The organism is Providencia sp. NPDC089933, assembly GCF_049545585.1.
Lineage (GTDB): Bacteria > Pseudomonadota > Gammaproteobacteria > Enterobacterales > Enterobacteriaceae > Providencia > Providencia huashanensis.
Genome location: NZ_JBMWDT010000024.1, coordinates 26,215 through 41,605, shown reverse-complemented (window position 1 = coordinate 41,605; position 15,391 = coordinate 26,215). Strand labels below are relative to the sequence as shown.

Here is a 15,391-nt window from a genome sequence, read left to right as displayed (position 1 = left end):
AATACCCCTGAAATCAGGGAAATACCCGAACAATGCGAAGAGAAGGATTAAATTCATTTCAGCCTTCGGGTTCGTATTCAGTCATTCTATCCCATCCATTTAATTATGTACCTGTCACTTTGCTCAATTTGATGACTTTAATCAGTGAGATTACGGAGATATTTAATGTTTGATAAACACGAAACAAACCAATCAGTCATCAATCATTCAGCACATAACCCTAGGCATTTGGTGAAAGTTACCGATAGAAGCGGCAAGGTCATTGTGCTCCAAACTGAACGTATCCATAAGATTTCAACGTTTAATGGTGGTGCGTTTGTGGACTTTATAACCGGTGGTTTTATTGAATTAAACCTATCGGTAGAGGAATTATTTGACCAAATTCAGTCTCACTTGGAAAAAATTCCAACATTAGATAATTAAGCGAATGGAGTAATCTCCTAATGACACTGTTAACTCAAATTACTCAACCGCATTTTTCAACTAAAAATAGAATGACCGATATTGCGTTGATGATGAAAAGACAGCATATCCTCAATAACTATCATATTTCATTCTCAAACGAACTCGGTGAATGTGTTTGTCAGGCATTATATAAAAATTCCGTTCTTGGTGTTGCAAAGGTTACCAGCCACACGGATATCGCACATATTCACAGTATTTCGATACATCCTTTTTTTCGGCAAGCAGGAATTGGACGAAAAATGATAGAACGTATCGTTAATGAGTTTTCGGGTGCGTTCACCACTGCCATTGCAGGGCGTGCGACTGACAACGTGAGTGTGAGCTTTTTTAGGGCGTGTGGATTTGATATCCAAAACAGTGGCGCAATAAAGCGGCAGCTTTCTTACGATAAAGTTGAGCATGCAAAAACTTTTTTAAACAAACGGTTTTACGATGCGGTGAGAACGAAAAGGTTCACCCTTGAAAATACAATAGCCACATTGCCCGATGAACAAAAAGCCCAATTGATGTCTGAAACGGTAAATTGGTGGCTCTATCAAAATAGTGATGTCGATATTCACATCATCAATATTGAGTCAGTCGATAATACGGCACCAGAATGGTTGTTGGCGAATAACAATAACCCATTCTTTGGGGTTCGAGTCTGGTATCGGGTTAATAACCTGATTTAAATGGAGGGGATCATGACCAGTCCTGAAGAACGACTGTTTCAATTTAAAGTGATGCGTTGTTTTGTGATAGTTAATTTGTGCATCGTAGTCATTAACCTCGTGGGATGCCTAGTTGATTATTTTACTTTGTCATTCAGGGATATTCCCTATATTTCTATATTGGTTTCCGTCAGTGCAATTATCGTCGTATTGATGATTGGTGACGATAGAAAAGCCAGCTTTATTTCAGGGAAAGTCGGATTTCCTTCACGCAAGAAAATGGTCCTATTTATCATCAAATGTCTTAGTGTTTATGTGTTTTTCTTTTCCGTAGGATTCGCCATTAAATTCAGTTAACTCACGTTTTTTATTCGATATTTCTTGTTGTTCTCTTCTTTTTACCCACTTCGTATTCAAAAAGGTTTAATTATGAAAAAGCTCCTCATTCTAGGCGTATTAACCCTGCTCGCTGGTTGTACTGCGGGCATGAAAGATTCCTTTGATTGCAATGCCACGGCGCAAGACAGCTGTATGACGATGGAAGAAGCCAACCAAAAAGCGGCACAGCAAAATGTGTCTTGGAACCATCCTGCTAATGGTGAGGGCACATCCCAAAAGCGAGCAGAGCTGCCGCGGTTAGCGCCGTTGGCAACACCTACCATACCTGTTGTAACAACTGCGTCTCCGGCTCAAACAGTTCGGACTGTGGTGCAGGATAATCGCGCTTCCTCACAGACAGTGAACGCGTTGGGGGCATTTGAAACAACATCCGCGCCCATAAAAAAATCGGTTCCAGCTAATTCATTACCTCCCATTTCACAGTCAACCCAAACGTGGTCGGGTTGGGCCGATATTGGTATGGCGCCCCCAGTTCGACTTCCCGCGAGTACCGCGCGATTATGGATAGCTCCGTGGATTGATGAAGAGCAAAACTTTTATCAACCGGCCGTCGTTTCCTTTGTCGTGAAAGAGGGCCAGTGGAAGGAGCAGTTACAATGACCCAAAAACGTGGCTTCTTGCAAAAATTGAAGCAACTTGGCAATCCCCATGCAAAAGATGCGGGTGAATCCCCGTTTATGGAGAGTTTATTCAAAGGACTCCTCTCTAACTGGAAACAACCTGACGGGGCACGCAAAGCCCATGAAGCACTGGAGGAGATGGATTATCCGTCTTTTAGCAGTGTCTTACCCTACCGCTATTATGACGCTGACTCGGGACTTTTTATTAACAAGGAGACGGCTGGGTTTGTGTTGGAATGTGCTCCCTTGATTGGTGCGAATGATAAAATTGTCGATGCACTGGATTATTTCCTGCGCAACAAATTGCCGCGCAAAACCCCACTCACCTTTTTGTTGCTCGGCAGTAAATGCATCAGCGGCATGTTGGATTACGGCCTCAAGGACTTTAGCTGGGATGGGGAGTTGGCATCAAAATTCAATGCCATTACCCGTGCTTACTATGAAAATGGAGCGATGAATGGCTTAGCCAATAAACAAGGCTTGCCATTAACACTGCGGAACTATCGCCTGTTTGTCATCTATGCCGAACCCGTTAAACGGGCGGATGCGTGGACGCTGCAAAATTTGAATCAAACCTTGAGTGTGGTGCAGCAATCCCTCCTCGGCGCCAGTATCGGCTCGGAGCGACTGGATGATAAAGGCTTAATCAAGTTGGTGCGGGAAATGGTGAATTTTCGCCATCACAATATTGCCTAGCCCTCCGATGAAATCGAACCGTATGAAGAACTCAATGCGCAGTGTGTTGACCGTTCGTTCGTGATGGAGCTGAAACCCGAAGCCATGCATCAGAGCTTAATGGATGAAAAGGGGAAAAAATCACATACGCGGATACTTAACTACAGTCTAGCCAAAAATCCGCAGCGGTTTGCACTCTGGCAAGGGGGCGATAATCTCAGCAATTTACTTGACCCTGCGGCTTCCGTGTCATGCCCGTTTGCCATTACGTTGACGTTGGAAGTCGAAGATTTAGTCCGAACCCAAAACGAATCGATGACCAAATCAGCCACCTTTAACAAACGTGCAGAATCCAAGTTCTCCAGTTGGGTGCCAGGTGTGAAACAACAGGCGAAAGAGTGGACTGAGATCCGAGAACAGCTGAGTAAAGGGCAATCGGCGCTCGCACGATACAGTTATGGTATTACGTTATTTTGTGAAGATGATGACGATAAAGCCCTGAATGCTGAAATGGCCCTAATGAATACCTTTAATAGCAATGGGTTAACCCTATCACCCCCGAGTTTTATGCAATTGCGTAATTACATGGCGTTGTTTCCGTTTGTTATGCAAGAGGGCTTGTGGGGCGATATGAAACGCTCGAATGGCACACTGCGGGCTAATGCTTTTAACGTGGCCAACTTGTTACCCGTGGTTGCTGATAACCGCATTTGTCGCAGTGGGTTACCTATCCCCTCGTATCGTAACCAGTTGTCTTATCTCGATATCTTTGACGATGATTCGGGGCTGGGGAACGATAACTACAACATGGGGGTTTGTGGCACCTCGGGGGGCGGTAAGTCCTTCTTAGTGCAAGCCATTATTCGCCAAATTCTCGACAGTGGCGGTTGGGCCTATGTGTTGGATATGGGCGCATCCTACAAAGGATTGTGTGAAAGTGTTGGGGGCGTTTACGTGGATGCTCGTGACCTTAAATTCAACCCGTTTGCGGGGGTCGTCAATATTAAAGAGGCGGCGGAGAGCATTCGCGACTTGCTATTGGTGCTGGCCAATCCGTCAGGGGACATGGATGACACCTCTAAATCTATCTTGTTGAACGCGGTTCAAGATGTTTGGGAGGGGGCGGCACCGAGTAAACGTCAGGGTAATGCGGTGCTTATCGATGATATTTCAGAGTACTTAACGTGGCAATTAGAGCACGGTGTTTTTGAAGACGCTGACTCTGTGCGTAATAAGATGCACGAGATTGTTGTTTCATTACAAAAATACACGACTAAGGGGCTGTACGGGGAGTATTTCAATAGCCCTAATCCTGCCCTTAATGACAATGTGCGGTTTACCGTACTGGAAATGGGCGGTCTGCAAAATAAACCTGACTTGTTAGCCGCCGTCATGTTTTCCATGATGATCTTTATTGAACAGCGCATGTACTTATCTCCACGGGACATTAAAAAAGCCGCCATCATCGATGAAGGTTGGAAACTACTCGACAGTGAAAATAGCTTTGTCGGTAACTTTATTGAAGGAGGCTATCGTACCGCCCGTAAACATCGTGGTGCCTACATTACCATTTCTCAAGGGATTGAGGATTTCGATGGTGAGGATGCAAGTGTGGCCGCGAAAGCCGCATGGAGTAACTCGTCGTACAAAATTATCTTGCGTCAAAACTTGGAGTCGTTCCGTAAATATAACCAGAAAAATCCCGATCAGTTCAACGTGCTTGAACGTACCGTTGTGGAAGGCTTCCCCTCGGCAAAAGAGGCGCACTTTAGTGCCTTTATGTTACGGGTGGCAGGACAAGTGTCTTATCACCGATTGTTGATTGATCCCATCAGTCGCACCTTGTTTTCCACCGATGGGAAAGACTACCAGTTCCGTGAAAATGCCGCGGCACAGGGACTTTCCCAGCAAGCCACGTTATTGGCGTTAGCCCAACAAAAATTCCCAAGAGAAATGGAGGCCTTATCCCAATGGCAGACCCAAACACGACATTAGTCGAAAAAGCAGAAAAAACGCCTGCACGGGGCGTGAGCCGTCGGCGCAAAGCCTGCTTGAAGGCCATGAGTTTTTTTATGGTGATTGCCGTGGTCCTGAGTTTCAGTATTTCGGTGTTCGTGGTGCGTTGGCTTGCTCCCGTTACTGTCACTTTCGACATGGCGGGCACGGTTAACCAATATCAGCAACAAATGGCCATGCAGTTTAACGCCGAAAATCCGCTGAGTGAGCAACAAATTGCCGATGCCACTCACCGTTTTCAAATGGCGCTCAGTGACAGTTTATCTGAGTACCAACATGAACATCAGGCCCTGATTTTAGTCACACCTGCGGTGGTGATGGGCGCAGAAGATATCACGGTCGATATTCAAGCTGCGATCGCCGACAAAATGGCGCAATAAAGGAGGGTAGATGAAGCGAATTCGACAGTCTACGTTAGCGGTATTGTTCTGTTTACCCTGCCTTGTTACTGCCAAAGATCTCGGTGTATGGGGCGATGTCTACCCCGTTCAAGAGCAAAGCATGTTGGACTTTATCCAGGGGCGGTTAAAACAAATGGAGGGTACAGGGGAAATTGCGCAGATGCAGCAAGATTTTAAAGATCGTGTGATTAAAAATACCCTGCGTCCACCGCCTGTGGATTGGCTCAGTACCGATACCGAAGCATATACGGTGTGGTACGACCCGACGTTTACGGTTCAAGGGGATTATGCTGACCACAATGGTGTGATGTTTGCCCGTCAAGGCGACAAAATAAACCCGCTGAGTCATGTGGCACTGGGGCAAACCCTGTACTTTCTGGATGCAGATGATCAGCGCCAAATCGCGTGGATGAACGCACAGCAGCCTGCGACCTTGCGTTATAAAGTTATTTTAACCAACGGCAATATCAAAGAGGCGACGCAGGCACTGAATACGCGCGTGTTCTTTGACCAAGGGGGCAGTTTAAGTCGCCAACTCGGGCTTCAGTACATTCCGGCGGTGGTCACACAAGAGGGCGACAAACTCAAAATCGTGTCGGCGGCAATGCAGGAGGGGCGCTAATGAAAAAATGGCTTGTCAGTGCGTGTTTACTCGGCAGTGTTTTTCTGTCAGCCCCCACGAAAGCCGATGCGTTATGTGAGGGAAATTTTGTTAATCCGATCACCGATATTTGTTGGGATTGTCTGTTTCCCATGACCATTGGTAATGTGCCTGTTTTCCCTGGTGTGGCACCGGATACAGAAAACCCCTCGATGCCGATACAAATTTGCCCGATGGGGATTTTATACCGCATTGGTTTAGCGATTGGCTATTGGGAGCCCTTTGCTTTGACCGATGTGACCCGTTCACCGTATTGCATGGTGAATTTAGGCGGCTTTAACATCAATGTCGGTAAGATGGGCGGGGGCAAAGGCACACAAAATGATCCTGCAACCCAAGGGGCGTTTTACCATGTGCATTGGTACAAATACCCACTGACTTATTGGCTCAATATCATTACCTCGGCAGGCTGTTTAGAGCGCGGGGATATGGATATCGCCTATTTGTCCGAGTTAGACCCACTGTGGAATGACAGTTCGTTGTCGTCGATTATTGCCCCTGAAGCCTTTGTGTTTGCCAATCCTATCGCGCAAGGAGCATGCGCTGCCGATGCGATTGCCAGTATTGGCAGTAAGCCTTTAAATGCGCTCTTTTGGTGTGCGGGTTCACAAGGCAGTATGTATCCGTTTACGGGGTATACGGGGAATGAATTTAGTCCACAGGCTTCCTCGGTTCTGCTGTCTGAGCGCATGGCGTTTAAGTTGCATCGGCAAGGATTAGTGATGAACAGCGTCGGGAAAAATCAAGAGGTGTGCTACACCTACCCATCCCCGATTATCCCGAAAGACCGTTATCGCTATCAAATGGTGAATATGTACCCGGATACTGCGCAATGTCATCCTTTTGGTCGTTCCGTGATGCGCTGGCAAACAGGGCATGCTTCACCCAACAGTCGTAAAAACTTCGGTTATCTCATCTGGCGTAAACGTAACTGCGTTTTCCTCTAATACGAGGTCCTTTTCATGAAATCCGTTTTCTTTTTATTCGCAAGCGTGCTGCTTGCGTCGACGAGTCATGCCTTAACGGATGACCAACAGTTTTTAGAACAGCTGCGCGACCAAAGCACGGCCTTGCTCGAACAGTCCTTGCCGCCGGATGGCTTTAAACCGCCTGAAATCTCGGCCAAGGATAAAGCCTGGATTGATAGCTTATTAGCCAAACAGCAGCAAGCGCAACAACAAGCCGCCGATGCGACTAAAGCACAAACGGCTCGGGAAACTCCGTTTATCTATTTTGTGTCGTTTTCGATCCCCGAAGCGGGACTCAAACAGATGGTGCCAGAGGCCACACAGCTTGGTATCCCCACGTTGATTAATGGGCTGATTGACAATGACTTTCGTAAAACGGCCAGTGCCGTGTTTGAACTGACGAAAGACAGTGGTGAAGGGGGCGTACAAATCGACCCGAAAACCTTTGCACAATACGGCATTACGCAAGTACCCGCACTGGTCGTGCGCTGTGAGCACGGTTTTGATGTGATGTACGGCAATATTCGTTTGATATCCGCCATTGAACGGATTGCCAGCAGTGGCGATTGCCATCAGGTTGCTCAAGATTGGTTGGTATCGAGGGCGCGGCAATGAAACGGTTATTGATTGCATTATGGGGGGTGGGGGCTCTGTCACTGGGTTTTGCGGCCAATGAGTATAAAGCAGGCTCAGAATTTGCGAATAGCCTGAAAAATAAAGGGACAGACACGATAAAAAACACCAATCCCGCCGACATTATTCCGAACTATACCGCCAATCCGTCAGAAAGTGGCTATTACGGTGGGGTGACGTCAGGCGCAGCTTCGGGGCTGGAAAATGCAGGTGTCAAAGCGATGAATGACACCGATGCGGGACAAACCACGATGGAGGTCATGAAAAACCGACCACCGGATAAGTTAGATTTGGACGCCCCGTTCTTAAAAGCCGGCATCGATATGCGGGAAAAAGCGGAGTCAGAAAGCGGGCAAATTACGGTGCCGTGTCAGGATGTGACACTGGATAAAACTGAAATCACGTCACATCAATGTGAGCGAACGCCCGCAGCCAGTTTAGCCTGTACTCGCACAGCCAAAATTACGTGGAAGGAGGTTGATGGGTGGGAAAATCAAACAATTGTTGTGCCGCCCTCTGATTTTGCTTACCACTGGCATGGTGACCGATGGTCGTTTTCGTTCAAATCTCCCGTCACAGGCACCATTCAAAGTGCAACCTTAACACTGAACTCGGGGTTTTTATTTAATCAGCATGTCATTTTTATGAATACGACATTTCAAATGTTAAATGCAAGTCGTTACACATTAAATGCACGAAACATGGCGTTGAAAGAGGGGGAAATTATCGCCTCCAATCGGATTTGTGTCGGTAACAATGGCGAATTGTGTCGAGTGGGTATTCAAGAATTGGTTTATCAAGCCTTTGCGTCGACAAAAACGGCGACCTTAACCTTAAATATGATGGTGACGGTCAACGTTAAAACCCCATCACCCAAAATTGAATGGGTTGAACATTGTCCGTTTGATAAATCCGAAGAAGTGAAAGTAGAAACCCAATGTACGGAAAAAGGGGGCACGAAAGCCGTCACGGTAGGCGGTAAAAAATACGATGTTTACAGTGAATGTTGGCAGTACACCGATTATTACGCCAAGCAATCAGCAGACAATGGCAGCTGCGGTGACTACATGAAAAATCCCGCGTGCACCATTGTCAAAACCACTTGCATTGAATCCGTTGGCAGTACGTGTTTGCGTGAGCAAGCGGTGTTTTCTTGTGAAAAAGGGCTGACCGGAGGCGGGAAAATGTGCGGTGTTGAGCTGATTTGTGCCAGCGGTGAGTGTGACCAAATCAAGAATGACAAGGCGAACAGTTTCCAAAAAGCGGTATCCGCGTTAGCGGCCGTGGCCGCCGCAGGGGAAGATGTGGCAGAGCTCAATGACGTGAATGTAAGGGCCTTTACGGGACAGCGTTACACCTGCCGTAAAGCCGCAGCAGGGTTTAATAACTGCTGCAAAAGTGGCGGTTGGGGAAGTGATGTGGGGCTCGCGCACTGTGACAGTGAAGAAAAAGCTCTCGGTAAAGCCAAAAGTCGCAATCTGACTATTTATGTCGGTTCCTATTGCTCGAATAAAGTCCTTGGGGTGTGTCTTCAGAAGAAAGAAGCCTACTGCGTGTTTGACAGTAAGCTCGCCAAAATCGTGCAAGAGCAAGGACGTGGCGGGCAGTTACGCATTGGTTTTGGTAGCGCCAAAAACAGTGACTGTCGCGGTATCACCGTCGATGAATTGCAGGCCATCAACTTTGACCGACTGAACTTTGCGGATTTCTATGCCGATTTGGAGTCAGGCACCGATATTCCCGCTGACCAAGAGCTGATTGACCGTGTGAAAAATCAAATCGCCAATGGCCTGCAAGGGCAAGGGGGACAAGGATGACAAGACGGATTTTGATATTACTCATCAGTCTGGTGATACCCGGAGCGGGATTGGCCAACGATGAGGAAAGGGTTGAAACACGAACGTATGTGGATGAACCCATCGTCGGTTGGCACTGGTATAACGAACCGCAACCGGAAGACGAGGAAGAGCCGCCAGAGCCAGAGCAAATCCCGCTTTCGACATTATCACCGACTTTACAAAAAAAGGTCATGCAAAAGCTAACCGCAGAAGCGTTAGACACGGCGATTATGCAACCAACCCCTGAGAATGCCGCTAAATTTATGGCACTCCAGCGGTATTGGCTTAATCAATCTGGAAAGTTTGAACGCTCTGTCCAAAAAGCCCTTTTGCTACAACCCGCACTCGATTACAACTTGGAGCACTCTTTTTATAACAGCACGGTGCCTCAGCAGCTTTCGACATTACGCAATAAAGAAAAACAGGCCATCTCGCAGTTAGCGTCACAGTACGGATTGTTTTTCTTTTATCGGGGCGGTGAGCCGTTGGATAACCAGTTAGCCAGTGTGGTGGCACAGTTTGCAGAACAACATGGAGTGGTGCTGATTCCGATATCAGTGGATGGTCAGCGCAGTCAGCAATTACCAAACACCAAGCCAGATAATGGGCAAGTGGCGAAAATGCAAATCACCCATTTTCCTGCCCTGTTCTTGGTTGACCCAAAAAACGAATCTTACCAGCCGTTGGCCTACGGGTTTATGACCCAAGATGCGCTAGAACGTCGCTTTTTAGATATTGCGACCGATTTTACCCCGAACTATTGAGAATAAAATGATGGAAAGAACCTTAAAAGCTCGATTAATTGAGAATGCGTTATTGTATGTTGGGATTGCGCTCATGATAGCGGCCGTGGTGTTTTGGTGCTTGATTGAAATGTTACTGAAAGTGCGTAAAGCCAGTATCACTGACGATTTACTGTTAACCCTTCAATGGGTACAAGATATGGGTACGGTCTTTATCTTTGCCGTCGGTGTCGCAGTGGGTGTGGCCGGATTTTTGTATACGGCTGTTCGTGCCTGGCAAGCCTTTCAGGGCGGAGGAAATAAGGAGAAACACCCATGAGAGTATTGTTCTTTTCCTTTTTGCTGCTCGGTTTTAGTGTCGCTCAGGCAAGTGTGATGGATGAAATCGCCGAATTAGAGTCCCACAAAACGGCAGTGAACGCCCAGACCAACATGAGCACTGAAACTTTCAAGCCTGAAACGATTGTTCCTGCAAAACCGCCAGTGAAACCGTATTCGTTACCCAATGGTAAAGTGGTGAATTTGAATGATTATACGTTAGTCCTCTTTATGCAGTCGAGTTGCCCGTATTGTCATCAATTTGACCCACAACTTGCGTTGTTATCTGCGCAAACGGGATTAAGTGTATTCCCGTATACACTCGATGGGAAAGGGGATATGGCTTTTCCGAATGCCATTCCTGCGCCGCCTGAAGTCGTGCAGTCTTTTTTTGGGGCAGGGTTACAAGTTATCACGCCCTCAGTTTTTTTGGTGGACGTGAATACATTAAGAACCTACCCCCTTTTGCAAGGGCTAACCGATATGCAAGATGTGATGAATCGGGTTAACAGTAACTTAATGTTAGCGACGCAATAATCCTTTTTTATTCTGTTCTACCCCGTTTTATCCCACTTTAAAATTCAATGCCGACACGCAGCAACGTTGCGGGGAATGGCACTCAATAAGGTTTACCCACAATGAATGATTTAATTACCCCTATTCTATATTGGAATAAGGCGATAAACCCTGCCTGTGTGATGTGTCGGTATGTTCATCTTCAATGCGGAGGCTCCAATGCGTAAAGGACTCATCGCCGTGATGTGCTCGGCGTTATTTAGTCACACTGTGGCGGTTGCCAATGTGAATGGCGACATGAATAACTTCTTCAATAAATTGGGTTTTGAAGGGAATGCGACTGAAGCCCGCGCATGGGAAGGGCAAGCCGCAGGCTATGCCACGGGCGGCAACTTGTTTATTCGTAATCAAGTCAAACAACTGCAAATCGCTTCATTTACCCCGCCCAATATCAATGCAGGGTGTGGGGGGATTGATGCGTATTTGGGGTCATTCTCTTATATCAACGGTGAGCAGCTTCAGCAGTTTGTGAAGCAATTAATGCAAAACTCCACCGGTTATTTCTTTGACTTGGCGTTACAAACCACGGTGCCCGAACTGAAATCTGCCAAAGATTTCTTACAAGACATGATTTCTGGTATTAACAGTATGAATATCTCTTCCTGCCAAGCTGCGCAAGGTATTGTGGGCGGCTTATGGCCAACCAACACCGTACAGTCGCAAAAAATCTGCCAAGACATTGCAGGGCAAACCAATATGTTTGCAGACTGGGCGGCATCACGCCAGGGGTGTACTGTCGGGGGGAAAATGAATGATGCGTTTAACCGTGCCCCTGAAAACATGAAAGACCAAATCATCCAAAATAAAAATCTCATGTGGGAAGTACTTAACAGCAACAAAATGTTGGATGGTGATAACGAGCTCAAAGAGCTGATTATGAACCTCACGGGCACATTGATTTTTGGCAAAGACAATGGCGATGTGACCACGACCGTTCCTAAAGTAAACCGGCAAGAATTAATTAAAGCATTAATGTACGGCGGCACTATCAGTATCGAAGGGTGCGTCTCCGTTAATGGCTGTCTCCAGCTGAAGAAGAAAACCATCACCATCAGTAAAGACAATGGCTTGAATTCTTTGGTTAAAAAAATCATTCAGCAAATTCAAGGTAACTTGAAAGAGGATATTGCGTTAACCCTGGGGGAGAAAGGGTTTATCCAAAGTACGTCGGTGCCCATTTTGAAATATTTGGTTGACCCGATGCAGCTTAATATTAATGTGTCCATCTTGCCCGCGCTGTCCGATTACATTGCGTATGACATTTTACTTCAGTACCTGCTTGAGCTGATTGACCAAGCCAAAATTGCTTTGGGAAACCGTAACTTTCCCGAACAGCCGTTGGATGTTTTGCGTAAAAATGTCGCCGAGGCCAGCCGTCAATTGGAAGACTTACAACGTCAGGTTGAAGTGAAAGCCAATGTGTTGATGGAAATGGAACGGCAGATGAGTTACTTGCGTCAGCAGACGTCCAGTCAACTCCAAGAGCGTTACCAGCGTAATTATCATTTCAATATGTTTACTCCAGAACAAAAATCAAATCAGGGAGGGTGATGAAGATGGCGTCTATCGATACGGTGTATGTTTTAGGCGGTGGTGAATACATGATGCAGGTCTTCAATGGCGTCGCGGCGATTGTGGGCTCTTCATCGTGGGAATCCATGTTCCGCATTGCGTTGCTAATTTCTGCTGCCTCCTTCTTTGTGGTGTACCTGCGAGGGCATGACCCTAAGGAGGTTATCAAATTTGCCGCTTATATTATTTTGGTTTCCAGTGTCCTCCTTGGGCCTAAGCGTTCTGTTCAGATAATAGACCGAACCGACCCCACGGGGGTTTATCTTGTCGATAATGTCCCGCTCGGGTTAGCTGCACCTGCGCATATGATTAGCTCGATTGGTACGAGTTTAACGGAGCTGTATGAGTCCATTTTCCATATGCCAGACTCTTTAAGTTACAGTAAAACGGGCATGTTATTTGGGGCAAATTTGGTCGGAAATGTCAGTGATGTTATGTCGACAGATGGGGATATTGCTGAATTAATGAGTTTGTACACCAAAAACTGTGTCATTGGTGACATCTTAATTAATCACAAATATTCCTTTCAAGAGCTGATGAATACCCGAGACCCGTATCTTCTTATTTTTCAGAAGCCGAGCCCTTTACGAGGCGTCATGGTTCCCGAGGGGAATAAAAAAGCACAACCCGCCGGATTTTGGACATGTGAAGACTTGGCTAAACGCGTATTAATGCCCGCGATTGGGGCTGATACTCAAACGGGGGGCGAAACGTGGGCTTATACGGTCAGGCGTATCTTTGGTGGGCGCCCTGATGCAAACGTATTATTTAGTGGCATGCTTGGGGACAGTTACAATTACTACTACTCAGGCAGTGAAACTGCCAGTCAGTTAATGCGAAACTCCGTCGTGATGAATGCGCTTAAACAAGGCATAGGCGGGTACAGTGCGCAAAGTGGTGATACGGCCAGTTTAGTCAACTTAGCGTCCACATCATCGTATAACAAAATGCGGCTCTCATGGGCCACATCAACAACGGTAGGAACCTCATTTACCCCATTGTTGTATACAATTTTGTTTTCATTAATTGTGGCATTGTTCCCCATTTTTATACTGCTGATGACCGTTCATGCGCTGACGACACGCATGTTATTTAACTACATCATGTCAATTATTTATCTGCAATCCTGGGCACCGATGTTCGCCATACTCAATCATGCAACGAGCTTTTATTTGCGCGGGCAAACCAATGGATTGGACTTTAACCTAGCGAATCAGGCGCATATTCAGCAAATCCACAGTGATATCGGATTAATTGCGGGTTGGTTAACGTTGTCTATTCCGTTTATTGCCATGGCGATTGTGAAAGGGTTAGGTCCTGCCGTCGCACAGGCTGGAAATTATCTCGGTACGGCCATTAACAGTTCGGCATCAGCAAGTTCATCGCAAGCCGCAGATGGAACGTGGGCGTTTAATAATATGCAAACGGATAATGTGGCGGGCAATAAGTGGGATACCAACTCGAGTTTCCGTGATGGTCAAATGACACGACAACTCGCCAGCGGTGCCATGAATACGGTGACCAGTGGCGGTCAAGAAATTATGGATACCAGTGGTGCCATGTCACGCTTACCAATATCCATTAAAGGCAGTGAGGCGATGGTGAGTTCGTTGCAGCAAAGTGCTAAACATGCACAGGCAACGGCTGCGCAAGCCATGAGTGCTTTCCAAAGTTCGGTCAATGTGGCAACCAATCAATTAGCTCAATTTAGTAAAAACTTTGGTAACAGTGCAACTGTATCCGCTATGACAGATTCTGGGATAAGTAGCAATCAGAGTGAAGGTTACAGAAAAATCAAGAATGCAGTGGACTCACAACGAAAAGCGGATAACAGTACAACGGAAGAGGCACTGACAAAACTATTTAATAATAGTATTGATCAAACAACAACACTAGGAGTTGAAGGAAAAGCAGGGCTTTCAGTTGGTGGTTTTGGTGGCGGAGGCTACGCTGATAAAAACACTAGAAATACAGAAGGACGGCAAGATAGTAGCCAAGAACGAGGGGCGCGGAACCAAGATGCAGGCAGTGAGGAGAGCGCTCAACGGACACGGGAATTTAATGAAGGGCTTGAGTTACTCAATAGCAGTAAAATATCAGACGGTACAAATCGTCATGATAATGAAGCCAGCTCGGAAATCAGTCAGCTCAGTGCTACACTCAATACAGCCAAAAACCAATATGAGCAGTATTCTCGTAGTACGACCGAGAGCCAAGAGTACAGTGATATGGCCAGCTATGTGACGAATAACAGTGCGCAGATTGACAGTAACTTAGACCAAGAGTTTGCTAATTATGTACGACAAGCCGCACCAAGCCGCGCCGATGCGATATTAAGTAATACGAGTGATTTGTCGATTGCACGAGAACGTGAAGCATTAGCAAAAGATTTTATTAATGACAGATTGCTTCCAAATGTTAAAAATGATTATGCTCAAAATCGGGCGAGTATCGTTGCGATGGATAAAACGGCAACAGCTGGAAATATTCCTTCAGGTGGGAGTTTAATGGCTGAATATGATGGTCATGTACAGGATGTTAATACGCTCAGTCAGAATGCTGGAATAAAACATGACACTGCTCATAAAGTCACCGAAAAAGAAAAGGAATATCAAGATAAAATTGGTACAGTAAAAGGAAAAATAAACCAAGGTTCGGTGGGAATTCAACAACGTCACGATGAACTCAAATTAAACCACCAAGAAAAAATACAAGAGCATGAAGTTAAAATGGAGAAAGAAAAAGAAAAACACATGGATGCAGGACTAATTACCGATACTCGACGTGTGGAAAAAACACCTGACTCTAATGGTTTTATGAGTCAAGATGATTATTATAAAAAGAATAGTGATTAAA

At 46.2% G+C, this 15,391-nt stretch carries 16 protein-coding genes; all 16 read left to right on the top strand.

Features of this window, described 5'->3' with window-relative positions; all coding sequences use genetic code 11:
* The first annotated feature begins 165 nt into the window (after positions 1-165).
* The 16 genes from ACPEH5_RS21900 (at position 166) to traG (ending at position 15,390) form a co-directional block, all read left to right on the top strand.
* A complete protein-coding gene (locus ACPEH5_RS21900; protein ID WP_423727194.1) occupies positions 166-423 on the top strand; it encodes a hypothetical protein in 258 nt (85 codons plus the stop codon).
* A 20-nt stretch (positions 424-443) separates the two neighbouring features.
* Positions 444-1,136: a GNAT family N-acetyltransferase gene (locus ACPEH5_RS21895; protein WP_423727193.1), complete on the top strand. Its 693-nt coding sequence runs from the start codon at positions 444-446 to the stop codon at positions 1,134-1,136.
* Positions 1,137-1,148: 12 nt separating this feature from the next.
* The gene (locus ACPEH5_RS21890) at positions 1,149-1,472 is read left to right on the top strand and encodes a hypothetical protein (protein ID WP_423727192.1); all 324 of its coding nucleotides are present in this window, start codon (positions 1,149-1,151) and stop codon (positions 1,470-1,472) included.
* A 24-nt stretch (positions 1,473-1,496) separates the two neighbouring features.
* Positions 1,497-2,114: a type IV conjugative transfer system lipoprotein TraV gene (traV, locus tag ACPEH5_RS21885; protein ID WP_423727191.1), complete on the top strand. Its 618-nt coding sequence runs from the start codon at positions 1,497-1,499 to the stop codon at positions 2,112-2,114.
* On the top strand, positions 2,111-2,830 hold the full coding sequence (locus ACPEH5_RS21880) for a TraC family protein (RefSeq protein ID WP_423727190.1): 720 nt from the start codon (positions 2,111-2,113) through the stop codon (positions 2,828-2,830). Before traV ends, ACPEH5_RS21880 begins: the two co-directional genes overlap by 4 nt.
* Before the next feature lie 12 nt (positions 2,831-2,842).
* Positions 2,843-4,804, top strand: a complete 1,962-nt coding sequence (gene traC, locus ACPEH5_RS21875) for a type IV secretion system protein TraC (protein ID WP_423727195.1) — start codon at positions 2,843-2,845, stop codon at positions 4,802-4,804.
* A complete protein-coding gene (gene trbI / locus ACPEH5_RS21870) occupies positions 4,780-5,205 on the top strand; it encodes a type-F conjugative transfer system protein TrbI (RefSeq protein WP_110592868.1) in 426 nt (141 codons plus the stop codon). The genes traC and trbI overlap by 25 nt, the downstream gene beginning before the upstream one ends.
* 10 nt (positions 5,206-5,215) lie before the next feature.
* Entirely contained in the window at positions 5,216-5,848 is a 633-nt protein-coding gene (gene traW / locus ACPEH5_RS21865) for a type-F conjugative transfer system protein TraW (RefSeq protein ID WP_423727189.1), read from the top strand.
* Positions 5,848-6,834 carry a conjugal transfer pilus assembly protein TraU gene (gene traU, locus ACPEH5_RS21860; protein ID WP_423727188.1) on the top strand — a complete coding sequence of 329 codons (987 nt, stop codon included), beginning with the start codon at positions 5,848-5,850 and terminating at the stop codon, positions 6,832-6,834. Before traW ends, traU begins: the two co-directional genes overlap by 1 nt.
* A 15-nt stretch (positions 6,835-6,849) precedes the next feature.
* Positions 6,850-7,470, top strand: a complete 621-nt coding sequence (gene trbC / locus ACPEH5_RS21855) for a type-F conjugative transfer system pilin assembly protein TrbC (RefSeq protein ID WP_423727187.1) — start codon at positions 6,850-6,852, stop codon at positions 7,468-7,470.
* On the top strand, positions 7,467-9,305 hold the full coding sequence (locus ACPEH5_RS21850) for a conjugal transfer protein TraN (protein ID WP_423727186.1): 1,839 nt from the start codon (positions 7,467-7,469) through the stop codon (positions 9,303-9,305). Before trbC ends, ACPEH5_RS21850 begins: the two co-directional genes overlap by 4 nt.
* On the top strand, positions 9,302-10,090 hold the full coding sequence (gene traF, locus ACPEH5_RS21845) for a type-F conjugative transfer system pilin assembly protein TraF (protein WP_423727185.1): 789 nt from the start codon (positions 9,302-9,304) through the stop codon (positions 10,088-10,090). Before ACPEH5_RS21850 ends, traF begins: the two co-directional genes overlap by 4 nt.
* Before the next feature lie 7 nt (positions 10,091-10,097).
* A complete protein-coding gene (locus ACPEH5_RS21840) occupies positions 10,098-10,388 on the top strand; it encodes a hypothetical protein (RefSeq protein ID WP_423727184.1) in 291 nt (96 codons plus the stop codon).
* A complete protein-coding gene (gene trbB, locus ACPEH5_RS21835; RefSeq protein WP_423727183.1) occupies positions 10,385-10,924 on the top strand; it encodes a type-F conjugative transfer system pilin assembly thiol-disulfide isomerase TrbB in 540 nt (179 codons plus the stop codon). Before ACPEH5_RS21840 ends, trbB begins: the two co-directional genes overlap by 4 nt.
* Positions 10,925-11,122: 198 nt before the next feature.
* Complete coding sequence (traH, locus tag ACPEH5_RS21830; RefSeq protein WP_423727182.1) at positions 11,123-12,514, top strand: conjugal transfer pilus assembly protein TraH; 1,392 nt, start codon at positions 11,123-11,125, stop codon at positions 12,512-12,514.
* Positions 12,514-15,390, top strand: a complete 2,877-nt coding sequence (traG, locus tag ACPEH5_RS21825) for a conjugal transfer mating-pair stabilization protein TraG (protein ID WP_423727181.1) — start codon at positions 12,514-12,516, stop codon at positions 15,388-15,390. Before traH ends, traG begins: the two co-directional genes overlap by 1 nt.
* Position 15,391: the final 1 nt, after the last annotated feature.